Annotated in this window: 21 protein-coding genes and 1 pseudogene; 13 read left to right on the top strand and 9 right to left on the bottom strand. The window is 72.7% G+C overall.

Annotated features, from left to right (window positions below; translation table 11 throughout):
* Positions 1-3: 3 nt before the first annotated feature.
* From O7614_RS24240 to hisF, 4 genes are all read left to right on the top strand, one after another.
* Positions 4-450, top strand: coding sequence for a MarR family transcriptional regulator (locus O7614_RS24240; protein WP_278140760.1), 447 nt, complete (start codon positions 4-6; stop codon positions 448-450).
* A gap of 2 nt (positions 451-452) precedes the next feature.
* Positions 453-884, top strand: a complete 432-nt coding sequence (locus tag O7614_RS24235) for an organic hydroperoxide resistance protein (RefSeq protein ID WP_278142359.1) — start codon at positions 453-455, stop codon at positions 882-884.
* A gap of 41 nt (positions 885-925) precedes the next feature.
* On the top strand, positions 926-1,924 hold the full coding sequence (locus tag O7614_RS24230) for an NADP-dependent oxidoreductase (protein WP_278140759.1): 999 nt from the start codon (positions 926-928) through the stop codon (positions 1,922-1,924).
* 73 nt (positions 1,925-1,997) lie between these two features.
* The gene (gene hisF / locus O7614_RS24225; RefSeq protein ID WP_278140758.1) at positions 1,998-2,765 is read left to right on the top strand and encodes an imidazole glycerol phosphate synthase subunit HisF; all 768 of its coding nucleotides are present in this window, start codon (positions 1,998-2,000) and stop codon (positions 2,763-2,765) included.
* Positions 2,766-2,770: 5 nt separating this feature from the next.
* Here the strand turns inward: hisF and O7614_RS24220 are convergent, their stop codons facing one another.
* The gene (locus O7614_RS24220) at positions 2,771-3,232 is read right to left on the bottom strand and encodes a hypothetical protein (protein ID WP_278140757.1); all 462 of its coding nucleotides are present in this window, start codon (positions 3,230-3,232) and stop codon (positions 2,771-2,773) included.
* Between the two features lie 101 nt (positions 3,233-3,333).
* The gene (locus tag O7614_RS24215) at positions 3,334-4,005 is read right to left on the bottom strand and encodes a hypothetical protein (RefSeq protein WP_278140756.1); all 672 of its coding nucleotides are present in this window, start codon (positions 4,003-4,005) and stop codon (positions 3,334-3,336) included.
* 59 nt (positions 4,006-4,064) lie between these two features.
* Between O7614_RS24215 and O7614_RS24210 the strand changes: the two genes are divergently transcribed.
* Positions 4,065-5,522: a PLP-dependent aminotransferase family protein gene (locus tag O7614_RS24210; protein WP_278140755.1), complete on the top strand. Its 1,458-nt coding sequence runs from the start codon at positions 4,065-4,067 to the stop codon at positions 5,520-5,522.
* 124 nt (positions 5,523-5,646) lie between these two features.
* Here the strand turns inward: O7614_RS24210 and O7614_RS24205 are convergent, their stop codons facing one another.
* The 3 genes from O7614_RS24205 to O7614_RS24195 form a co-directional block, all read right to left on the bottom strand.
* Positions 5,647-7,473 carry a long-chain fatty acid--CoA ligase gene (locus O7614_RS24205; RefSeq protein WP_278140754.1) on the bottom strand — a complete coding sequence of 609 codons (1,827 nt, stop codon included), beginning with the start codon at positions 7,471-7,473 and terminating at the stop codon, positions 5,647-5,649.
* Between the two features lie 137 nt (positions 7,474-7,610).
* The gene (locus O7614_RS24200; protein ID WP_278140753.1) at positions 7,611-8,486 is read right to left on the bottom strand and encodes a terpene synthase; all 876 of its coding nucleotides are present in this window, start codon (positions 8,484-8,486) and stop codon (positions 7,611-7,613) included.
* Positions 8,487-8,685: 199 nt separating this feature from the next.
* Entirely contained in the window at positions 8,686-9,315 is a 630-nt protein-coding gene (locus O7614_RS24195) for a TIGR03085 family metal-binding protein (protein WP_278140752.1), read from the bottom strand.
* A gap of 172 nt (positions 9,316-9,487) precedes the next feature.
* Between O7614_RS24195 and O7614_RS24190 the strand changes: the two genes are divergently transcribed.
* From O7614_RS24190 to O7614_RS24180, 3 genes are all read left to right on the top strand, one after another.
* Positions 9,488-11,371, top strand: a complete 1,884-nt coding sequence (locus O7614_RS24190) for an ABC transporter ATP-binding protein (RefSeq protein WP_278140751.1) — start codon at positions 9,488-9,490, stop codon at positions 11,369-11,371.
* Positions 11,372-11,426: 55 nt separating this feature from the next.
* Complete coding sequence (locus O7614_RS24185; protein ID WP_278140750.1) at positions 11,427-13,208, top strand: ABC transporter ATP-binding protein; 1,782 nt, start codon at positions 11,427-11,429, stop codon at positions 13,206-13,208.
* Positions 13,209-13,295: 87 nt separating this feature from the next.
* On the top strand, positions 13,296-14,045 hold the full coding sequence (locus O7614_RS24180) for a DUF2470 domain-containing protein (RefSeq protein ID WP_278140749.1): 750 nt from the start codon (positions 13,296-13,298) through the stop codon (positions 14,043-14,045).
* Positions 14,046-14,171: 126 nt separating this feature from the next.
* On the opposite strand, the gene O7614_RS24175 is transcribed toward O7614_RS24180, so the two are convergent.
* The 3 genes from O7614_RS24175 to O7614_RS24165 form a co-directional block, all read right to left on the bottom strand.
* Positions 14,172-14,795 (bottom strand): TetR family transcriptional regulator, encoded by a 624-nt coding sequence (locus O7614_RS24175; protein WP_278140748.1) that lies wholly within the window; start codon positions 14,793-14,795, stop codon positions 14,172-14,174.
* 62 nt (positions 14,796-14,857) lie between these two features.
* Positions 14,858-15,613, bottom strand: coding sequence for an ABC transporter permease (locus tag O7614_RS24170; RefSeq protein ID WP_278140747.1), 756 nt, complete (start codon positions 15,611-15,613; stop codon positions 14,858-14,860).
* Positions 15,610-16,365: an ABC transporter ATP-binding protein gene (locus tag O7614_RS24165; RefSeq protein WP_278140746.1), complete on the bottom strand. Its 756-nt coding sequence runs from the start codon at positions 16,363-16,365 to the stop codon at positions 15,610-15,612. The genes O7614_RS24170 and O7614_RS24165 overlap by 4 nt, the downstream gene beginning before the upstream one ends.
* A gap of 186 nt (positions 16,366-16,551) precedes the next feature.
* Here O7614_RS24165 and O7614_RS32265 point away from each other — a divergent pair.
* The 4 genes and pseudogenes from O7614_RS32265 to O7614_RS24145 form a co-directional block, all read left to right on the top strand.
* Positions 16,552-17,238 (top strand): annotated as a pseudogene (locus tag O7614_RS32265) (phosphoribosyl-AMP cyclohydrolase); the annotation flags it as partial.
* A 180-nt stretch (positions 17,239-17,418) separates the two neighbouring features.
* Complete coding sequence (gene hisI, locus O7614_RS24155; protein WP_278142358.1) at positions 17,419-17,850, top strand: phosphoribosyl-AMP cyclohydrolase; 432 nt, start codon at positions 17,419-17,421, stop codon at positions 17,848-17,850.
* Entirely contained in the window at positions 17,847-19,400 is a 1,554-nt protein-coding gene (locus O7614_RS24150; RefSeq protein WP_278140745.1) for an anthranilate synthase component I, read from the top strand. The genes hisI and O7614_RS24150 overlap by 4 nt, the downstream gene beginning before the upstream one ends.
* 175 nt (positions 19,401-19,575) lie before the next feature.
* Entirely contained in the window at positions 19,576-20,166 is a 591-nt protein-coding gene (locus tag O7614_RS24145) for a Trp biosynthesis-associated membrane protein (RefSeq protein WP_278140743.1), read from the top strand.
* A 28-nt stretch (positions 20,167-20,194) separates the two neighbouring features.
* Here O7614_RS24145 and O7614_RS24140 read toward each other — a convergent pair whose 3' ends face one another.
* Positions 20,195-20,464 carry a hypothetical protein gene (locus tag O7614_RS24140; protein WP_278140742.1) on the bottom strand — a complete coding sequence of 90 codons (270 nt, stop codon included), beginning with the start codon at positions 20,462-20,464 and terminating at the stop codon, positions 20,195-20,197.
* A gap of 486 nt (positions 20,465-20,950) precedes the next feature.
* Between O7614_RS24140 and trpC the strand changes: the two genes are divergently transcribed.
* The gene (trpC, locus tag O7614_RS24135) at positions 20,951-21,754 is read left to right on the top strand and encodes an indole-3-glycerol phosphate synthase TrpC (RefSeq protein WP_172862221.1); all 804 of its coding nucleotides are present in this window, start codon (positions 20,951-20,953) and stop codon (positions 21,752-21,754) included.
* Positions 21,755-21,766: the final 12 nt, after the last annotated feature.

The raw sequence follows: 21,766 nt of genomic DNA, 5'->3' as shown, positions 1-21,766 counted from the left end.
ACGGTGACCGATGACCTGGTGCTGCGCCGGCAGGTGTGCTTCGCGCTCTACACCGCGTCGCGCGCGCTGACCGACGTCTACCGACCGATCCTCGACGAGTTCGGGCTGACCTACCCGCAGTATCTGGTCCTCTTGGTGCTCTGGGAGCGTCCCGACGACGCCCGCACGGTGTCCGAGTTGGGCACCGAGCTGCGGCTGGACTCCGGCACCCTCTCCCCGCTGCTCAAGCGGCTGGAGGGGGCAGGGCTGGTGGCCCGCCGACGGTCGATCCACGACGAGCGGCGGGTCGAGGTGGGCCTCACCGAGCAGGGCCGGGCCCTGCGCCAACAGGTCGAGCACGTCCCGATGTGCATCGCCCAGGCCACCGGGCTGGGCCTCAGCGAGCTGGTGGCGCTGCGCGACACCCTCACCCAGGTCACCGACACCATCCACCGACAGAAGGAGCAGTGACCATGCAGGTGCTCTACACCGCTTCCGCGACCGCCAGCGGCGACGGCCGGGACGGCCACGTCGAGACCTCCGACGGCACCCTCGCGCTCGACCTGGCCGCGCCGAAGGAAATGGGTGGCACCGGGGGCGCGGCGAACCCGGAGCAGCTCTTCGCCGCCGGCTACGCGGCCTGCTTCCACGGCGCGCTGCGCGTGGTGGCCCGCCGGGCCAAGGCCGACGTGACCGGCTCCGTCGTCGGCGCCGAGGTGGGCATCGGCCCGAACGGCAGCGGCAGCTTCGGGCTCACCGTGCAGCTCGTCGTCGACCTGCCCGCCGTGCCCCGTGACATCGCCGAGCAGCTGGTCGAGAAGGCCCACCAGGTCTGCCCCTACTCGAACGCCACCCGCGGCAACATCGACGTCACGCTGAACGTCCGCGAGACCCTGGCCGCCTGACCACGCGGCTCCAGGCACCCACCGCGGACGAGAGGACGACCATGACCAGCAACCGTGAGATCCACCTGGCCAGCCGCCCCGTGGGCTGGCCCACCGACGACAATTTCCGGCTCGTCAAGACCGACGTTCCGACGCCGGGCCCGGGCCAGATCGTGGTCCGCAACCAGTACATGTCCGTCGACCCGTACATGCGGGGACGGATGAACGACGTCAAGTCGTACGTGGCGCCGTTCGCACTCGACACGCCGCTCGACGGTGCCGCGATCGGCGAGGTGGTGGCCAGTGAGGCGGCGGACATCGCCGTCGGGGCCACCGTCCTGCACGGGCTGGGCTGGCGGGAGTACGCGCTGCTCGACGCCACCGCCGCCCGGGCGGTCGACCCGACCGTCGCCCCGGCCAGCGCGTACCTGAGCGTGCTGGGCATGACCGGGCTGACCGCGTACGCCGGGCTGCTGGAAGTGGCCGCGATGAAGCCCGGCGAGACGGTGTTCGTCTCCGCCGCGGCCGGCGCGGTCGGCAGCCTGGTCGGCCAGATCGCCAAGCTCAAGGGTGCCGGTCGGGTCATCGGGAGCGCCGGCTCACCGGCCAAGGTCGAGCGTCTGCGGTCGTTGGGCTTCGACGCGGCCTTCGACTACCACGACGGGTCGCTCCGTGACTCGCTGCGGGCGGCCGCCCCGGACGGCGTCGACGTCTACTTCGACAACGTCGGCGGTGACCACCTGGAAGCGGCGATCTCGGCCATGAACCTGCACGGCCGGGCCGCCATCTGCGGCATGATCGCGCAGTACAACGCCACCGAACCGCCGGCCGCCCCGCGCAACCTGGCGCTGGTCATCGGCAAGCGGCTCACCCTGCGTGGCTTCCTGGTCAACGACCACAACGACGTGCGCCCGGCGTTCGTCCGCGACGTCGCCGGCTGGCTGCGCGAGGGCACCCTGTCCTACGACGAGACGATCGTGGACGGCATCGAGAACGCTCCAGCGGCGTTCCTCGGCGTCCTGCGCGGCGACAACCTGGGCAAGATGCTCGTGCGCGTGTGACGCCCACCTCTCCCACGGCGGTCGACCCGATCGGGTCGACCGCCGTGCCGTGCGCGGGAGATAGGCTCGCGGCATGACGGTGGCGGTACGGGTGATCCCCTGTCTGGACGTGGACGCCGGACGGGTGGTCAAGGGAGTCAACTTCCTCGACCTGCGTGACGCCGGCGACCCGGTCGAGTTGGCCGCCGCCTACGACCGGGCGGGCGCGGACGAGCTGACCTTCCTCGACGTCACCGCGTCGTCGAGCGATCGGGGCACCATGCTCGACGTGGTGCGCCGCACCGCCGAGTCGGTCTTCATCCCGCTGACAGTCGGCGGTGGGGTCCGGCAGGTCGCCGACGTGGACACGCTGCTGCGTGCCGGAGCGGACAAGGTGGGCGTGAACACCGCCGCGATCGCCCGTCCGGAGCTGATCGCCGAGATCGCCGACCGGTTCGGCCGGCAGGTGCTCGTGCTCTCGCTCGACGTGCGCCGGTCTCCGAACGGCGCGACCCCGAGCGGCTTCGAGGTCACCACCCACGGCGGCCGGCGCGGCACCGGGATGGACGCCGTGCGCTGGGCGGCCCGAAGCGCCGAGCTGGGCGCGGGGGAGATCCTGCTCAACTCGATGGACGCCGACGGCACCAAGGCCGGCTTCGACCTGGAGTTGATCGCCGCGGTGCGAGCGGTCGTGGACGTGCCGGTGGTCGCCAGTGGCGGTGCCGGCGAGGTGGCCCACTTTCCGCCGGCGATCGGCGCCGGGGCGGACGCGGTGCTCGCCGCCAGCGTCTTCCACTTCGGCGAGCTGACGGTGGCCCAGGTCAAGGACGCGCTGCGCGACAGCGGTCACCCGGTGCGCTGAGCCGTTCAGTGCCCCCCGGAGTGGCCCTCCGGGGACCGGCGGGGCGTCGGGATCGACCGAACCGCGTATTCCTGCACGGCTGCCGCATGGTCGGCCTCGTCCAGGTTCCACTCGGCGCTGCCGGGCGCGTGTCGGCGGGTCAGCACGCCCTGCACGGTGTCCACCATGGTCGCCACACCCGCCCGTGGGCGGGTACGCCAGAGCTGCTCACCCTCGGGGGTGATCCGGAACCAACCGTCGACGACGCTGACCAGCCCGGCACCGACCAGCCGCTGGATCGCGGCCTCCACCTCGTGCCGCTGCGGGATCGTGTGGTTGAGGTGGTCGGCGGTGGACAGCACGTCGGTCAGCCGGACACCCTCCGGCCGTCGACTTGTCGCCGACCGACGATGCCGACCGGCACCGCTCGCGATGACCAGCGACACGAAGATCCAGGCGTCCGTCCAGCGCCAACCGTTCTCCCCCATGCAGAGATGATGACGGCGCGCGTCCCGGAAGGGAACACCCACCCTCCATCCGGCACCGTGGAGCACCACCGCGTACCGGTTCGTGGACGGTCGGTGAGGGTTCAGCCGGCGGGCGTGACCGGTGCGGCTCTGCCAGGCGTGGACGTGGGCTCGTCGGGTGCGGCGGCTTCGGGCACGGCGAACAGCGGGATGAAGAGCTGGGCCAACGGACCGATGGCCAGCGCGTACGCGACGGTGCCCACGCCGACAGTGCCGCCGAGCAGCCAGCCCAGCGCCAGGACGGTGACCTCGATGACGGTGCGCACGAGCCGCACCGACCGGCCGGGTCGGCGGGCCACGAAGCCGGTCATCAGCCCGTCCCGGGGGCCGGGACCCAGTCGGGCACCGAGGTAGAGGCCGGTGGCGGCGCCGTTGGCGACGATCCCGGTGATCAGCAGCGCGATCCGGACGCCGAGCGGGCCACCGGTGGGCAGCAGGGCCAGTGTGGCATCCACGACCAGGCCGATCACCACGACGTTGCTGACCGTGCCGAGGCCGGGTCGCTGCCGCAGCGGGATCCAGAGCAACAGCACCAGCGCGCCGACGCCGATGGTGACGGTGCCGAACGAGAGCCCGGTCAGCTTGGAGAGGCCCTGGTGGAACACGTCCCACGGGTCGAGGCCAAGGTCGGAGCGGACCATCAGGGCCATGCTGACGCCGTACAGGCCGAGCCCGAGGTAGAGCTGGACCAGCCGTCGAACCGGCCGGTGCCGCAGATTGCCAAGCAATGCCATGCATGCCACCCTAGATGCCAATCCTCGTCGAAGAAGAAGCCAATATCGGGGGAGTGGCCATGAGTGGTCAGGTGCGCGGGGTCCAATTGGCTCGCCTGCTCGGGCAGTGGCATGCCCTTCCGGGCCGCCGACGCAGCCCCGACTACGCCGCTCTGGCCGGCGCGGTGCGCGGCCTGCTCGCCGACGGTCGTCTGCCGTTGGGTGTCCGCCTTCCCGCCGAACGGGAGCTGGCCGAGGCGCTGCGGATCAGCCGGACCACCGTCACCGCCGCGTACCGGCACCTGCGCGAGACCGGGCACCTGGCCAGCAGGAGGGGCGCGGGCAGCTGGACGATGCTGCCCGGCAACCACCGGGTCGCCAGCACCGGCCTGTGGACCCCGTTGGACGACCGGGACATGATCGACCTCGGTGCCGCCGCACCGGCCGCCCCACCGCAACTGCAGACGGCGGCCCGGTCCGCCGCCGAGGACCTGCGCCGCTACCTGGGCGGCGCCGGTTACCACCCGACCGGCATCATCGAGCTGCGCGAGGCGGTGGCCGACGCGTACACCATGCGAGGGCTGCCCACGTCGGCCGACCAGATCATGGTCACCAGCGGCACCCAGCACGCACTGGACCTGGTGCTGCGGCTCGCCCTGGCCCCGGGCGGCAGTGTGCTGGTCGAGTCCCCTACCTACCCCAACGCGCTCGCCGCGTTGGCCGGGCGACGGGCCCGGATCACCACCCACGGCCTGGCCGCCGACGCCGACGGCTGGGATTCCGACCTGCTGCTGGGCAGCCTCCGGCAGACCCGGCCCAAGCTGGCCTACCTGATTCCGGAGTTCCAGAACCCGACCGGGCACCTGATGCCCGCCGCGCTCCGGGAGCGGGTGGTGGCCGCCGCCCACGCGGTCGGCACCGACCTGGTCGTCGACGAGTCCTTCGTGGACCTGCCACTGGACGGCACCGAGGTGCCACCCCCGGTCGGCGTCTACGACCGACACAGCCGCGTGATCAGCATCGGCGGGATGAGCAAGCCCTACTGGGGTGGTCTACGGATCGGCTGGGTGCGCGCCTCGGCACCGCAGGTGCAGCGGCTCGCCGCCGTCCGGGTCGGGGTGGACATGGCCAGCCCGGTGCTGGACCAACTGGTGGCGGTGCACCTGCTCGCCGACGCCGACGCCATCGTCACCGAGCGCCGCGTCACGTTGGCCGCCCAACGCGACGCGCTGCTCGACGCGCTGGCGCACCGGCTGCCGGACTGGCGGGTCACCGTGCCCCGGGGTGGCGTGACGCTCTGGGCCGAGCTGGACGGCCCGGTCTCCAGCGCGCTGGCCCGGGCCGCCGAGGAGGTCGGCGTACGACTGGCGCCCGGCCCACGGTTCGGCCTGGACGGCACCCTGGAGCGGTTCCTGCGGCTGCCGTTCACCCTGCCCGCGGCGGACCTGGTGGAGGCGGTGGGGCGGATCGCGGCGGTCCGTTACGACCTGGACCGCACCGGCCGTCAGCGGTGGCGGGAGCCGGCGGTCATCGCCTGACCCGCCCACGACTGCCGTCGGCCCCTGCGGCAGAGTGGCGACGAGAGGCGACGGCCCCTGCGGCAGAGCGGCGACGATGCCGATGGCCCCGCACCCGAGCGGGTGCGGGGCCATCGGCGACTTGTCAGAGCTCGGCGAGGGTGCCGGCGTACATCTCGTCGATCTGGGAGGCGAAGTTGCTCTCCACGCCGCGTCGCTTGATCTTCAACGACGGCGTGATCTCGCCGTCCTCGATCGTCAGATCACGCGGCAGGATGGCCACCTTCTTGATCGTCTCCCAGCGGTTGAGCTTCTCGTTGAGCTGGGCGACGTACTCCTCGACCATCGTCCGGGCCTCCGGTGAGGCGACGATCTCGGTGTAGCTGCGCCCCTCCAGCGGGCCACCGGCGGCCCAGCCCTGGATCGCGTCCGGGTCCAGCGTGACCAGCATCGTGCAGAAGTTGCGGGCCTGGCCGACGACGACCGCCTGCGAGGTGTACGGACAGATGGCCTTGAACATCCCCTCGATGTGCGAGGGTGCGATGTACTTGCCGCCCGAGGTCTTGACCAGATCCTTCTTGCGGTCCGTGATCCGCAGGTAGCCCTGCTCGTCGAGGGTGCCGATGTCACCGGTGCGGAAGAAACCGTCCTCGGTGAACGCGGCGGCGGTCTCCTCCGGCAGGTTGTGGTAGCCGCGCATCACCGGCCGACCACGCACCAGGATCTCCCCGTCGGTGTCGATCCGGCACTCCAGGTCACCCATCGCCCGGCCCACGGTGCCGATCCGTAGCCCCGACGGCGGGTTGACGAAGTTGCCGGCGCTGGTCTCGGTCAGGCCGTAGCCCTCGGAGATCGGCAGGTTCGCCGCGGCGAAGAAGGTGGCGATCTCCGGGCTGAGTGGTGCGGCGCCGGACACCAGCACCCGCATCCGGCCGCCCAGCCGGGCCTGGAGCTTGCTGAACACCAGCTTCTCGGCCAGCCCGTAGCGCAGCCGCAGCCCGCCCGGCACCGGCTTGCCGGCCTGTTCCAGGGCGACCTTCTCCTTGCCGACCTGGACACCCCAGGCGAAGATCTTCGCCTTCGCGCCGCCGGCGCCCTGGGCGGTGGTCACCGCCCGGTTGTAGACCTTCTCGAACACCCGCGGCGCGCCGCACATCAGCGTCGGGCGGATCACCGACAGCAGGTCGACAAGCTTCTCCACCCGCCCGTCGACGTAGGTGGGCAGGCCGACGTGGATGGCGCCGCAGAGCAGCGTCTTGCCGAACGAGTGGGCCAGCGGCAGCCACAGGTACTGCAGGTCGTCGTCGCGCAGCAGCCCGACCTCGGCCTGCGCCACAGCCTCCCAGCACCAGCCGCCGTGCAGCAGCTCGACGCCCTTGGGTTGACCCGTGGTCCCGGAGGTGTAGATCAGGGTGGCCAGGTGCTCCGGACCGATGCCGGCCACGAGCATGTCGATCAGATCCGGCTCGGCGGCCAGCGCGCGGGTGCCCCGTTCCTCCAACTCGGCGAGCGTCAACTGCGGAATCGTGGCGGTCGGGTCACCGGCACCGTCGAGGAGCACCACGTGGGTCAGGGCGGGCAGGTTGGCGCCGGCGATCTTCGCCGCCTGGGCCGGGTTCTCCGCGAAGAGCACCTTCGACCCGGAGTCGGCGATGATGTACGTCGCGTCGGCCGGCTCGGTGGTCGGGTAGACGGTCGTGGTCGCGCCGCCGGCACACATGATGCCGAGGTCGGCGATCACCCAGTCCAGCCGGGTGTTGGCGAGGATCGCGACCGGGTCCTCCTGGCCGACGCCCAGGCCGTGCAGGCCGGCGGCGACCGCCTTGGCGCGCTGGCCGACCTGCTCCCAGGTCAGCCATGCAGGCCCCGCGTCGTCGGGGGTCGGGGACGCAAACGCGTTCCGGTCGGGGGTGGCCGCCACGCGCTTGAGGAACATGTCCGGGATGGAGCGGTACGGTACATCGAGAGCCATCGCTGTAGCCGCCTTCGGGGGTGGTGGCGTGACGGGCGTCACGTCATGATGGTTACCGAAGAGTATTGCCTGCCACCGTGCATCGGCTAGCCCTGGTGATCGTCCGGCCGTCCCATCCCACCGACCGGTACGCGGAATCAGGCGTACCGGGCAGCCACGACTGACCAGTCGTAGGTAGCCCGTACCCAGTTGCGTCGGGCGGCCACCACGAGGCGGATCTCGTCGTTCCCGCCGGACAGCAGCGCCTCCTCGGCGTCCAGGTACTCCGCCAGGCCCTGGTTGAACCGGTCGGCCGCGGCACGCAGCGCGGCCTGCTCGTCCGCGTCGCTGCCCTGGGCGATGACCGTCACCAGGTTGTGCGCGTCCGGGTCGGTCCGGCTCTCCTTGCCGTAGGAGAAGAGGTCGTTGCACCAGCAGACCAGGTCCACCGCCAGCAGATCCAGGGCGAGCAGCGTCGGGTTGGCGCGCTGGACCGGCCCGGGGGGCCGTGCCGACGCCAGGTCGGTCAGCGTGAGGCAGGGATGCACGCCACCGATGTGCCGGCGTAGTTGGACGTACTCCGCCACGTCGGGCACGCGCCGGCGCTCCCGGTTGGTCGCCTCCCAGAGCAACGCCAGCAGGTACTCCCGCATCTGGCTCACGAACCGCAACAGGAGGGCCGCGTGGTCGTGCAGCCGGGTGCGGCGGCACAGGTCGTGCAGCGCGTCACCGAGCGGCCCGACGGCGGGCGGTGGGACGTCCGGGTCGCCGTACCGGTCCAGCACGTCGAGCAGGGTGCTGATCGCCGGGCCGAGCCGGGCCGGGTCGGCACCGAGACCGTCCTCGTCGCACGCGTCGTCCATCACGAAGAGCCAGCTGATCAGGTCGGTGAGCAGCCGCAGCCCGTCGGTCGAGCCGTCCGGGCAGGCGCGCCCGGCCAGGCCGGCGGCGTCGGCAAGTCGCAGCCGGTGCACACGTTGGCTGGAATCGACCAGCCCGAACGCGCGCGCCCACTCCACGCTCTCGCCCGCCACCTGCTCCGTGGCACCATGGCGCCCCGTGGAGAACGGGGGCTCCCGCAGCGCCGAAATCGCGAAACTTCGCACAGTGCGCCCCCACTTCGTGCCGCCCGGCGCGGAGCGGCGCGGTGAAGCGTACGGGAGGAGGTATCTGCATGTTTCGCTGGGTGTGGGAAAACCCACACCCGCCTCGTGTCTGTTCAGGTGCAGTCGGTTACATGCCCAGCCTGGCGGTGCGGAGTCGTTGTGCCGCCTCCGCAGGGCCGTCCAACTGGACCCGGGCCACCCGCTGGCGGCCGGAGAGAAACAGGACCAGCTCCGCCGGGGGGCCGACCACCCGGAGCGGCTCGCCCCCACGACCGGCGGACAACTCGCCGTGGCCGGGCGCCTGCACGTAGACGTCAGCGGGGAAGCGGCGCAGGGTCAGCCGCGCCATCTGGGCGGTGCGCTTCCAGAGCGCACTCTGCAGGCCGGCGGGCAGGTCCCGCGGCTGCCATCCGGAGCTGGCCCGGCGTACGTCCTCGTGATGGATGAAGAACTCGATCGTGTTCGCCGCCTCGTCGGTGACCGGGTTGCTGATCGGGCTCCAGAGCGGCGGACGGCGCACCTGTGCGACCAGGTCGGGATAAGGCCGCGCGGCGAGTCGCCGACGGACCCGCTCCGCGTAGCCGCGCAGCGGCGGCAGCACGATCCCCCCGGCCGCGTCCGGGCGACGCTCCCGCAGCACCAGGTGCGCGGCGAGGTCACGGGTCGCCCAGCCCTCGTTGATCGTCGGGGCGTCCGGCCCGAGGGCCAGGAGGAGATCGGCCAGCGCCTCGCGCTCGGCTCGGGCGTACCGCGGCATGGCCCGATCGTAGGCCCAGCGAAGCGCCGGCGCTCGACGGCGGACGCCGGGGCGACACTGCCGCCCGCCGCCGTCCGGTACGTGACGGTCGACATATCCGGTCGGGGTCGGCGGTGCTGGCCCGGACCGGTAAGGATGAGGGAGATAATTGACGCTTACGGCGGGGGAGAGCGTGGCGAGCAGGACAAGTCGGGACGTGCTCAGTCGAGGGCTGGGGGTCCTGCGGCAGGCCATTCGCGAGCAGCCGCGGATCTTCGCGGTGGCGGTGGTCGGCAGCGTGGTCTTCGGCGGGATGATCATCGTCAGTGCCCGGGTCGTCGGGACGGTCATCGGCGAGGTGGCGCTTCCGGCGATCGAACGCGGCGAGGTGGGCACGGGTACCCTCGCGTTGGCCGCGGCGGCGTTGTTCGGGATCAGCGTGCTGCGGGTGGCCGGCATCGTCGGCCGCCGACTCGGCGCCGGCTACATGCAGTACCGTCTCCAGGCCTCCTACCGCCGCCGGGTCACCCGGCGGTACCTGGAGCTGCCGCTGTCCTGGCACCACCGCAACTCCACCGGCACGTTGCTGTCCAACGCCAACTCCGACGTGGAGGCGGCCTGGTACCCGATCGCGCCGCTGCCCTTCGCCGTCGGCACGCTCGTGATGCTGGTCGGCGCGATCGTGTCGCTGTTCGCCACCGACTGGGCGCTCGCCCTGGTCGGCCTCGCGGTCTTCCCCGCGCTGTTCGCCCTCAACGTCGTCTACTCCCGCCGGATGGCGCCCCGGCAGGCCCGGGCCCAGCGGCTGCGCGCAGAGGTCAGCGGCATCGCCCACGAGAGCTTCGACGGCGCTCTGGTGGTCAAGACGATGGGCCGCGAGGCGCAGGAGACCGCCCGGTTCGCCGGTCGCGCCGGCGAGCTGCGCGACTCGTTGATCGCGGTCGGTCGGCTACGGGGCGTCTTCGACCCGCTGTTGGAGACCCTGCCCAGCCTCGGCACCCTCGCCGTCCTGGTGGTCGGCGCGTTCCGGCTGCGTCAGGGCGCGGTCAGCGTGACCGAGTTGGTCAGCGTGGCCTTCCTCTTCACCGTGCTGGCCTTCCCGGTGCGGGCCATTGGGTGGGTCCTGGCCGAGCTGCCGCGAAGCGTCGCCGGCTGGGACCGGGTCCGCCGGGTGCTCGACGCCACCGGCGAGATGCCGTACGGCCGACGCGTGCTCGACCCGGCCGGCTCCGGGCCCGCCACCCTCACCTTCAACGACGTGCACTTCTCCTACCCGCCGGCCGAGGCACACCAGCCCGGCGCGCAGGTCCTCGGCGAGGTCGGCTTCACCGTGCCGGCCGGTCGGACGGTGGCCCTGGTCGGCCCGACCGGCGCCGGTAAGTCCACCATCGCCTCGTTGGCGGTGCGCCTCGTCGACCCGGACACCGGCGTCGTCTGCCTGGACGGGGTCGACGTACGCGAGCTGACCGCCGCGTCGCTCGCCGGCACGGTGGCTCTGGTCGCCCAGGTGCCGTTCGTCTTCGACGACACGGTTCGCGCCAACATCGCGCTCGACCGGCCGGGCATCGACGACGAGGCCGTCTGGGCGGCGCTGCGGCTCGCCGAGGCGGACGGGTTCGTCGCCGCGCTGCCCGATGGTCTGGACACCATGGTCGGCGAGCGGGGCACCTCGCTCTCCGGTGGACAGCGGCAACGTCTCACCCTGGCCCGCGCGTTGGCCGGGCGCCCGCGCCTGCTGGTGCTCGACGACGCGACGAGCGCGGTGGACCCCCGGGTGGAGGCGGCCATCCTGGCCGGGCTGCGGTCGTCGACGGCCGAGCCGGGTGTGCCGGTAGCGTCGATCCTGGTGGTGGCGTACCGGCGGGCCACCATCGCGCTGGCCGACGAGGTCATCTACGTGGAGCAGGGGCGGGTGGTCGCCCGGGGCACCCACAGCGAGTTGCTGGCCACCGTGCCGGGCTACGTCGACCTGGTCACGGCGTACGAGCAGGCCGAGGTCGAACGGGCGCAGGAGAGTTCGTACGGCGACGACGTCGCACCGCTGCCCTCGGGCCTGGGAATCGAGGTGGACCGGTGAGCGCGAGGAGTGCAGCGAAGCGGAGCCCCGCAGTCGCGAACGAAAGGCCGGTTCGGTGAGCGCCAAGACCGATGAGCGGGACGAGAGGACCGAGACGACCTGGCAGACCCTGCGTCGGGGCCTGGCGTTGTCGCCGGAGCTACGGACCGGTCTGGCCGGCACGCTGGCTCTTGCGTTGGTCTACATGGTCGGTCGGGTGGCCGTGCCGGTCGCCGTCCAGCAGGGCATCGACCGAGGCATCGTCGGGGGTCTGGATCTCGGCGTGGTGTGGTCGGTCGTGGCGATCACCGCGGCCATCCTGGCGATCACGACGATCTGCGGCTATCTGATGATGCGGCGCTTGTTCACGGTCAGCGAGACGGCGCTGGCGAACGTGCGGACGCGGGCGTTCCGGCACGTGCACGACCTGTCGATGTTGCACCAGCAGTCGGAGCGGCGCGGGTCGCTGGTGTCGCGGGTGACCAGCGACGTCGACCAGATCACCCAGTTCCTCCAGTGGGGTGGGGTGATCCTGCTGGTCAACCTCGGTCAGCTGGTGGTCACCACGGCCGTGATGCTGGCGTACTCCTGGCAGTTGACACTTGTGGTGTTGGCCGCGTTCCTGCCGGCGGTGTTCGTCATCCGGCAGTTGCAACGCCGGCTCGCGACCGCGTACGCGACGGTGCGTCAGCGCACCGGCACGCTGCTCGGCGCGATCGGCGAGAGCGTGGTGGGCGCGCCGGTCATCCGGGCGTACGGCATCGCGGGGCGTACCGAGCGGCGGTTGGACGAGGCGATCGACGGGCAGCGGTTGGCGCAGCAGCGGGCGATCCGGATCAGCATCGTGGGCAGTTCGGTGGGCGAGCTGGCGGCGGGGGTGGCGCTGGCCGGCGTGGTGGTGCTCGGCGTGCTGCTGGGGGTCGGCGGCACGTTGTCGATCGGCCAGTTGACCGCGTTCCTCTTCCTGGTGACGCTCTTCATCCAGCCGGTGCAGATCGCCACCGAGGTGCTCAACGAGGCGCAGAACGCGATCGCCGGCTGGCGTCGGGTGTTGGACGTGTTGGACGTCGCCCCGGACGTGGCGGATCCGGGGGAGCAGGGGCGGGAGTTGCCGGGTGGGCCGTTGGACATCCGCTTCTCGGGTGTGCGGTTCGCCTATCCGGGTGGCCCGCCGGTGCTGCACGGCATCGACCTGGATATCCCGGCGAAGAGCCGGGTTGCGGTGGTCGGTGAGACGGGCAGCGGCAAGACCACCTTCGCGAAGTTGTTGACCCGCCTGATGGACCCGTCTGCCGGGGCGGTGCTGCTGTCCGGGGTGCCGCTGGCGGAGGTGCGGTTCGACTCGCTGCGTTCCCGGGTGGTGATGGTGCCGCAGGACGGGTTCCTGTTCGACGCGACGGTGGGGGACAACGTCCGGTTCGCCCGCCCGGAGCTGACCGACGAGCAGCTGGGTGCGGCCTTCACGGAGTTGGGCCTGTCGGACTGGTTGGAGGGTCTGCCGGCGGGTCTGGACACGCCGGTCGGCGAGCGCGGCGAGGCGCTCAGCGTCGGTGAGCGGCAGTTGGTCGCGTTGGCCCGCGCGTACGTGGCCGATCCGGACCTGTTGGTGCTGGACGAGGCGACCAGCGCGGTGGACCCGGCGACCGAGGTGCGGTTGCAACGCACCCTGGACGCGGTCACCCGGGGCCGGACGACCCTCGCCATCGCGCACCGGCTCTCCACGGCCCAGGCGGCCGACGAGGTGATCGTGGTGGATCGGGGGCGGGTGGTGCAGCGGGGCCCGCACGACGAACTGGTCCGTGACGCCGATTCGGTCTACGGCCTGCTCTACGCCTCGTGGTTGGAGCAGACCAGGTGAGGCGGTACGCCGGTGTGGTGGACGCCGGGGGTCGGGTGCTCTAGGCTCCGGCTTAGGTAAGCCTAACCTTCGAAGGAGGTCGCGCCCATGCGGCCCAATCCCGCCGAGATCGTCCGTACCCTCGTCGCCGGCCGCCTGCCCGGTCTCGTTCACCTGGCCCACCGGCCCGGCCCGCACCACGCCCGACACGTGACCGACGCCGACGGTCGGGTGCTGCTGCTGGTGCCGGTGGCCAGCCACCTGGCCGCCGCCCTGCAACCGGTCGCCGGGGGCGACGACGTGGCGGTCGTGCTCGACGTGCTCGACCTGCCGCCCGCCGCCGGCGCGCCCGGTCTCGGTCGGGCGTGGGTGTCCGGTTGGGCGGCCGAGCTGCACGGCGACGAGGCCCGCCACGCGGCGGTCGACTTCGCCACCGTGGAGCCGACCGGTGACCTGCTCGACCTGGGCACCCGCTTCCGGCTGTTCCGCTTCGAGGTGGTCGAGGTCCGCTGGGAGCGGGCCGGCGTCGTGCACCGGGTCGACCCGGTGGAGTACGCCGAGGCCGAGCCGGACCCGGTGCACCCGGTCGAGGCGCGGCTGCTGGCCGACCTCGCCGAGGGCGACGGCGCGCAGGTCACCGAGTATCTGCGCCGGCAGCTCGGGTTGACCGAGCAGGCCCCGGACGGCGCGCCGCGGGTGGTGCGCATCGACCGCTACGGGCTGGTGGTCGCTCTCGGCCGCCCCGGCTCCCGGCGTCGGGTCCGGTTGGTCTTCCCGGGCCCGGTGGCCGACCCGGCCGACCTGCCGAGGTTGCTGCCGTCGCTGCGGCTCCCGGCCGGTGCCCGTCCGCCGCGCTGACCGCTCGACGGCGCCGTCCCGGGCCGGCGGTGGCCCGGTGGCAACCTGGGCGGGCGGTGGCCCGGTGGCAACCTGGGCGGGCGGTGGCCCGGTGGCAACCTGGGCGGGCGGTGGCCCGGTGGCAACCTAGGCCGGCTGTGGTCCGCTGCCGACCTCGGCCGGCAGCGGTCCGGTGAGGTACCGCTGGATCGTGGGGCCGATCGCCGCGACCAGGGTCTCCGGGGCCGCCGACGCGACCGGTTCCAGGCGCACCACGTACCGCATCATCGCCAGGCCGATCATCTGGGTGGCCACCAGCGAACCGCGCAGCGGTAGTTGGGCGGGGTCGACGTCGAGCTGTTCGAGCACCCGGCGCAGGATCTGGGTGGTGACGAACTCGCGCAGCAGCCGGGCGGTCCACTCGTTGCTCACCGCGCTGCGCAGCAGCGCCTGCGCGGCGGTGCCGGCGGGCGAGTCCCAGACGCCGAGGAAGGTGCGCACCAGGCGCTCACCGGCGCCGTCGGGGTCACCGGCGAGCACCGTCGGCACCAGTTTGGCGGGGTCGACCGGGATGTTCATCGCGGTGAGGAAGAGCTGGTCCTTGTTGCCGAAGTAGTGGTGCACCAGCGCCGGGTCGACACCTGCCGTGCCGGCGATGGCGCGAATCGAGGCGGAGTCGAAGCCACGCTCGGCGAACGCCGTACGCGCCGCGTCGAGGATCGCCTCGCGCGTGTCCGGGTTGCCGGGTCGCCGGCCGGTCCGCCGCGTCATCGCCGCCCCTCGTTCGTCCACCTGGGCAGCCGTGGGCCGGTCGACCCACGGCTGCCGCAGCCTCAGCCGCTGCGCCGACGCAGGGTGGCCGCCGCGAGCACCAGCGCCAGCACCACCGCCCCGAGCACCACCGCCACGTCCCGCCACATCCGGCCGGTCGGCTCGGCGTGGGCACCGACCTCCTGCAACGCCTCGACGGCGTACGACAGGGGGAAGGCGTCACTGAGCGCCTGGAGCCAGCCGGCCATCTGGTCGCGGGCCACGAACAGCCCGCAGAGCAGCAGTTGGGGGATCACCACGACTGGCAGGAACTGTACTGCCTGGAACTCGGTGCGCGCGAAGGCGCTGCACAGCAGCCCGAGCGCGACGCCGAGCACGGCGTCGACGACGGCGATCCCGATCACCAACCCGATGCTGCCGGCGGTCTCCAGCCCGAAGATCCAGTACGCCACGCCGGCGGCGACGACGGCCTGTACGGCGGCGGCCAGCCCGAACGCGATGCCGTACCCGAAGAGCAGGTCGAGCTTGCCCAGCGGGGTGGTGAGCAGCCGCTCCAGCGTGCCGGAGGTGCGTTCCCGGAGCATGGCGATGCTGGTCACCAAAAACATGATCACGAAGGGGAAGATGCCCAGCATCACCAGCGCGATCCGGTCGAACGTCGTCGGTTGGCCGGGCGGGGTGGGCTGGTCGGCGTACATGAAGTAGACCAGGGTGAGCAGGGCCGCCGGCACCACCACGAGCAGCGCGATGGTCCGGCGGTCGTGCCGGAGCTGGCGCAGGATGCGGCCGGTGGTGGCCGCCAGGATCCGCGGGGTCACGACCGCTCCTGTCCGTTTGTCACGTCCATGGTGGCCGGGCCTGCCTCGCCGGCCCGGATCAGGCGCAGGAACGCCTCGTCGAGGTCGTCCACACCGGCGGCGGCACGGATGGCGGCCGGGCTGTCGTCGGCGATCAACCGCCCCTGCCGGATCAGCAGAAGCTGGTCGCAACGGGCCGCCTCGTCCATGACGTGGCTCGACACCAACAGGGTGGTGCCGGCGGCGGCCATCGCGTGGAACCGGGCCCACAGATCGGCTCGCAGCACCGGGTCCTGGCCGACGGTCGGCTCGTCGAGGATGACCAGCTCCGGCTCGCCGACCAGCGCACAGGCCAGGGAGGCACGGCTTCGTTGGCCGCCGGAGAGCGTGGCGACCAGTTGGCCGGCCGCCTCGGCCAGCCCGACATCGCTGATCGCCCGGTCGGCCTCGACCCGACCCCGGCCGTACAGGGCCGCGAAGTACCGGGCGTTCTCCCGCACGGTCAGGTCGGCGTAGACGCTCGGTGCCTGGGTCAGGTAGCCCACCCGGTGCCGCAGCGCCGGGGTGCCCGCCGGTCGGCCCAGCACGGTGATCGTCCCGCCGCCGACCACCTGCACCCCGACCACCGCGCGCATGAACGTGGTCTTGCCGCTGCCGCTGGGGCCGAGCAGACCCGTGACGGCGCCGCGCGGGACGTGGCAACTGATGCCGTCCAGCACCCGCCGCCCGCCCCGGTCGACGACCAGGTCCCGGACGGCTATCGCGTCGTCCATCCCGCACCTCCAAGGAAACTCATCATCTGTTGAACTCAACGCTAGATGAATTACTGACCCCGACGCAACGCGTGTGCGCCGCCCGGTCGTCGCACGCAGCATGAGAACGGGCAGTAGGGTCCGGACCGGACACTGAGTCCGCCAACGGGCATTGCGCGCCGATCGGGCGTACGGCACGATGGCGCGGTGGGTCACGCTCCGTTACCGGACAGCGGTTTTCTTGAGGACTGGGCCGCGCGGTTGCGGCAGGCCGCCGAGCGGCCGGTCGTCGGCATCCTGCTGCGCGGCAGTCACGCCCGCCGCGCCGCCACCGCACACAGCGACGTCGACCTCGACGTGCTGGTCGGCGGCGCCCCGTACGCCGCCCGGCGGGCGTACCTGGCCGAAACCGCAGGCCGGGTCACCCACGTCTCGGTGGCCGCCCGGGACGTCCGCTCCTGGGTGCACCGACTCGGGGAACCGGCCGACTGGGCGTTCGGCCTGCCGGTCACCGCGCCGGCCCGACTGCTCTGGGCGGATCCGCACTGGCGGCCCCGGATCGACCTACCGGTGCTCTGTCAGCCCGCCGAGCCACCCCGACTCGAGGAACTGATCGCCACGCTGGGTAAGGCCGCCGCCGCCCGGGCCGTCAACGACCGCCTCGGCGTCCGGCTCGCCGTCGCCGACCTGGCCCGGCTCTGCCCATCGGTGCTGCGGCCGGCCAACCCGTCGGTGCGGGTCCACTCCCGCCGGGCGGCCTTCGCGGCGGCCCTGGAACTGCCGGTGGCCCCACCCGGCTACCGGGCCGACATGCTGCTCTGCCTCGGGCTGCGCCCGGGCGCCACCAGCGCGCTGTGGGCCGCCGCCGTACGGCTGGTCGCCGGCACGTTGCCGTTGATCCGGCCGTACGCCGAAGGGATCGCCGACACCGCCGGTGCGGACCTGGCCGCCGCCCTGGTCGACGGCCGGCTGGACCGCTACGTGGCCCAGCTGGCCCGACCCGTCGGGCCTCCGCCGCAGCCCGGGCGGGAGCGGTCGCCGGTACCCGCGCCGCGTGCGGGACAATTGGTCACTGTGCCCGTACCTGACGCGCCGGTGACCGGCGTCCCCAGCGATCCCAGCGGCCCGGTGACGCCCGAGCCGGCTCGCCCGTCCCGGCTCGACCCGGCCATCGCGGCCCGGCTGCGCCGCAGCGCCGACGGCCTGGTCGCCGCCGTGGTCCGTGCGCACGACTCCGGCGAGGTGCTGATGGTCGCCTGGATGGACGACGAGGCGCTGCACCGCACCCTCACCACCGGTCGCGCGACCTACTGGTCGCGCAGCCGCCGCGAGTACTGGGTCAAGGGCGCCACCTCCGGGCACCACCAGTACGTCCGCTCGGTCGCCCTCGACTGCGACGGGGACGCGCTGCTGGTGAGCGTGGACCAGGTCGGCGCCGCCTGCCACACCGGGCACCGGACCTGCTTCTTCACCGAGCTGCCCGTCACCACCCAGGCCCAGCCGTGACCGACGGCGCGGTCAGCCCGGACCTGGCCGGCTTCACCGAGTTGGCGGCCCGCTGGCGGGTCGTGCCGGTCACCCGGCGGTTGTTGGCCGACGCGGAGACCCCGGTGGGTGTCTACCGGAAGCTGGCCGGGGGACCGGGCACGTTCCTGTTGGAATCGGCCGAGCAGGGCGTCGGGTCGGCCGGCATGGCCTGGTCGCGGTATTCCTTCATCGGCGTACGCAGCAGCGCGACCCTCGTCGAGCGGGACGGCGTGGCGACCTGGCTCGGTCAGCCACCGGCCGGGCTGTCCACCGAGGGTGACCCGGTGCGGGTGCTACGGGAGACGGTGGCGGCGCTGGCCGGCCCGGTCGGGGATGCCTCCGACGGGCTGCCGCCGCTGACCGGGGGCATGGTCGGCTACCTGGGCTACGACCTGATCCGCCGTTTCGAGCGGTTGCCCGAGCTGACCGAGAACGACCTGGGTGTGCCGGAGCTGGGCATGATGCTCGCCACCGACCTGGTGGTGCTCGACCACTACGACGGTTCGGCGATCCTGGTCGCCAACGCGGTGCTGCCACCGTCGGACGCGCCGGACCGCGCCCCGCAGGTCGCCGCCGCGTACCACCACGCGGTGGGCCGACTGGACGCGATGACGACCGCGCTGTCCCGGCCCATCCCACCGATGATCTCCACGGTCGAACGTCCGCCGGTGGGGGAGGTGCTCTGCCGGACGCCCGCCGACGGGTACCCGAAGGCGGTGGAGGCGGCCAAGGAGGCGATCCGGGCCGGTGAGTGCTTCCAGATCGTGCTCTCCCAGCGGTTCGAGCGGCCGATCGAGGCCGACCCGTTGGACGTGTACCGGGTGCTGCGCACCAGCAACCCGAGCCCGTACATGTACCTGCTGCGCTTCGACGGGTTCGACATCGTCGGCTCGTCACCGGAGGCGCACCTGAAGGTCACCGCCACCGCGGACGGGCGACGGCGGGCGCTGCTGCACCCGATCGCCGGCACCCGACCGCGCGGTGGCACCCCCGCCGCCGACGCCGCGCTCGCCGCGGACCTGCTCGCCGACCCGAAGGAACGGGCCGAGCATGTGATGCTTGTCGACCTGGGCCGCAACGACCTGGGGCGGGTCTGTCAGCCGGGCAGCGTGGAGGTGCCCGAGTTCGCCACCATCGAGCGGTACAGCCACGTCATGCACATCGTCTCCACCGTGACCGGCACGCTGCGTGACGATCAGTCGGCCTTCGACGCGCTCGCCGCGACCTTCCCGGCAGGCACCCTCTCCGGGGCGCCGAAGGTGCGGGCCATGGAGATCATCGAGGAACTGGAGCCGGTACGCCGGGGCCTCTACGGGGGCACGGTCGGCTACTTCGGCTTCGGCGGTGACCTGGACATGGCGATCGCCATCCGGACCGCGCTCATCCGCGACGGCCGCGCGTACGTGCAGGCCGGGGCGGGGGTGGTCGCCGACTCGGACCCGGCCGCCGAGGACCAGGAGACGCGGAACAAGGCCGCCGCGGTGCTGGCGGCGATCGCGGCAGCCGAAACGCTGAGGCCGGCTCGGTGAGCGCGAGGAGTGCAGCGAAGCGGAGCCCCGCAGTCGCGAGCGAAAGGGCCGGCTCGGTGAGCGCGAGGAGTGCGGCGAAGCGGAGCCCCGCAGTCGCGAGCGAAAGCGCCGGCTCGGTGAGCGCGAGGAGTGCGGCGAAGCGGAGCCCCGCAGTCGCGAGCGAAGGGCCGGCTCGGTGAGTGGCGGGGAGCGGTCCGCTGTGGGGCGGCGCGAGTTGACGTACGCCGTCCTGCTCTGCCTGGCTGGCGCGGGCCTGGCGCTGTGGGCGGCGACGCGGAGTTGGTCGGTCGAGTTGACGGTGCGCCCGGCGCCGCTGCCGCCGCTGCGGGACACCCGCAGCGGTGCGGGCCTGCTGCCGTGGCTGCCGGCGTTGGCGGTGGTGGCGTTGGCGGGTGGTGGTGCGGTGCTGGCCACCCGGGGCCGGGTGCGGCGGGTCCTCGGCGGGCTGCTCGGCGTGCTGGGACTGGCGGTGGCGGCCGGCGGCGGTTACGGGGTGGTCGCCGACGTGGGTGGCTCGGTGAGCCGACAGTGGCCGGCGCTCTGCCTGCTCGGTGGGTTGGCGGCCGCCGCCGGTGGTTGGTGGACGGCGTTGCGGGGCGGCGATTGGCCGGCGATGGGCGCTCGGTACGAACGGCCGGTGCGCTCGGGCCCGGAGACCGCGTCGGGGCCGGCCGGTCCGGAGGGTTCGTCGGCTCCGCTGGCCGGACGGCGGACCACGCAGGCATGGGACGCCCTGGACCGGGGCGAGGACCCGACCGCCGACTGACGTGTCGTCAGGTGCGGCTGGCGGGGTGTCAGCCGACTGGCTGGCGCTCGCGCTGTGCTCGGCGGGTGGCGGCGCGGGCCGCGGTCAGTTCGGCCACCAGGCGGTTCAGCTCGGCGCGTTGGTCGGCTCGGGCCCGGTCGGCGCAGACCGCCTCCCAGGCGTTGCCGCGTGCGGTCCGCATCCGCCCTTCGCCGACCACCGCGCGTTCGACGGTGTGCACCACGCCGACGGCGAGCGACGCCACTGTCCGTGAGATGGTGGTCAACCCGTTGGTCGGCTGCGGCTCGGACATGCTCATGGTCACCTCGCACGAGGAGTTGCGACGGTCGGGGCAGGCGCGCCGTTGAGTCTGCCCGAGGACGATGCTCGTCGGCCGAGGTTTCGCCGCCGTGACCGCCCGGTCAACTGTCACGCCTCGGCCGTGACCAGTGCTGTCCGTTCGACCTTGAGCTTGCTCACAACATCGATCGACGTTGTTGTCGCCGCGCGTCTACCGGCGACTGGTGGCATGATCGATGGATCGGCCCGGTCTGATCGCGGCCGTCAGGCCTCGTGCCGTGTGGCGGCGGTCGATATCGGAGGTGGCGCTGCGTGACATACCGTTCACGGCAAGTCGGCCATTATGCCGCAGCCCTTTTCGTGAGCAGCGCCATACCCCCGGCATTCTGCGTCGGTCGGCTGCCCCTAGCATCGGCCCATGACGCCCGGAGAGGGGAGTCCGTTGGTGACTGCTGAGCATGCGCACGCGGAGGGGGACGAGGCCGGTCAGGCAGCGTCCGTTAGCGTGCTCGACGAGATTCTGGCTGGCGTACGTGAGGACGTCGCCCGACGCCAGGAGCAGGTTCCGCTGGAGCGGATCCGTGAACTGGCGGCGGCTGCGCCGCCGCCGCTGGACGCGTACGCGGCGCTGCGCAAGCCCGGCGTGGCGGTGATCGCCGAGGTGAAGCGTTCGTCGCCGTCCAAGGGCCGGCTGGCCGAGATCGCCGATCCGGCCGATCTCGCCGTCGACTACGCGGCTGGCGGGGCGCGGGCGATCAGTGTGTTGACCGAGGGGCGCTGGTTCGGCGGCTCGCTGGACGACCTGGCGGCCGTTCGGGCCGCGGTGACCGTGCCGGTGCTGCGTAAGGACTTCGTGGTCTCCAGCTATCAGGTGCACGAGGCGCGTGCGCACGGCGCGGACCTGGTCCTGCTGATCGTCGCGGCGCTCGAGCAGAACGTGCTGATGGGCCTGCTGGAGCGGATCGAGTCGCTGGGCATGACCGCGCTGGTCGAGGTGCACGACGAGGAAGAGGCCGACCGGGCTCTGGAGGCCGGCGCGCAGGTGATCGGGGTCAACGCCCGTGACCTGCGTACCCTGGAGGTCGACCGGTCGGTGTTCGAGCGGATCGCGCCCGGCCTGCCCAGCAGCGTCGTCAAGATCGCCGAATCCGGCGTTCGGGGCCCGCACGACCTGATCCGGTACGCGTCCGCGGGCGCCGACGCGGTGCTCGTCGGCGAGGGCCTGGTCACCCAGAAGAGCCCCCGCGAGGCGGTCGCCGAGCTGGTCAACGCGGGCAACCACCCGGCAACGCCCCGGCCGGTGCGCTGACCCCGCACCGGC

This window comes from Micromonospora sp. WMMD961 (assembly GCF_029626145.1).
Classification (GTDB): Bacteria; Actinomycetota; Actinomycetes; order Mycobacteriales; family Micromonosporaceae; genus Micromonospora.
This window is presented reverse-complemented; position numbering and strand designations above follow the sequence as displayed.

What these genes read in the sequence shown, in the direction of transcription:
- O7614_RS24195 (WP_278140752.1), bottom strand. Translation starts at nt 9,315, where the DNA reads ATGCCGCGGTACGCCCGAGCCGAGCGCGAGGCGCTGGCCGATCTCCTC.
- O7614_RS24230 (WP_278140759.1), top strand. Translation starts at nt 926, where the DNA reads ATGACCAGCAACCGTGAGATCCACCTGGCCAGCCGCCCCGTGGGCTGG.
- O7614_RS24235 (WP_278142359.1), top strand. Translation starts at nt 453, where the DNA reads ATGCAGGTGCTCTACACCGCTTCCGCGACCGCCAGCGGCGACGGCCGG.
- O7614_RS24210 (WP_278140755.1), top strand. Translation starts at nt 4,065, where the DNA reads ATGAGTGGTCAGGTGCGCGGGGTCCAATTGGCTCGCCTGCTCGGGCAG.
- O7614_RS24175 (WP_278140748.1), bottom strand. Translation starts at nt 14,795, where the DNA reads ATGACGCGGCGGACCGGCCGGCGACCCGGCAACCCGGACACGCGCGAG.
- O7614_RS24140 (WP_278140742.1), bottom strand. Translation starts at nt 20,464, where the DNA reads ATGAGCATGTCCGAGCCGCAGCCGACCAACGGGTTGACCACCATCTCA.
- O7614_RS24180 (WP_278140749.1), top strand. Translation starts at nt 13,296, where the DNA reads ATGCGGCCCAATCCCGCCGAGATCGTCCGTACCCTCGTCGCCGGCCGC.
- O7614_RS24215 (WP_278140756.1), bottom strand. Translation starts at nt 4,005, where the DNA reads ATGGCATTGCTTGGCAATCTGCGGCACCGGCCGGTTCGACGGCTGGTC.
- hisF (WP_278140758.1), top strand. Translation starts at nt 1,998, where the DNA reads ATGACGGTGGCGGTACGGGTGATCCCCTGTCTGGACGTGGACGCCGGA.
- O7614_RS24220 (WP_278140757.1), bottom strand. Translation starts at nt 3,232, where the DNA reads ATGGGGGAGAACGGTTGGCGCTGGACGGACGCCTGGATCTTCGTGTCG.
- O7614_RS24165 (WP_278140746.1), bottom strand. Translation starts at nt 16,365, where the DNA reads ATGGACGACGCGATAGCCGTCCGGGACCTGGTCGTCGACCGGGGCGGG.
- O7614_RS24205 (WP_278140754.1), bottom strand. Translation starts at nt 7,473, where the DNA reads ATGGCTCTCGATGTACCGTACCGCTCCATCCCGGACATGTTCCTCAAG.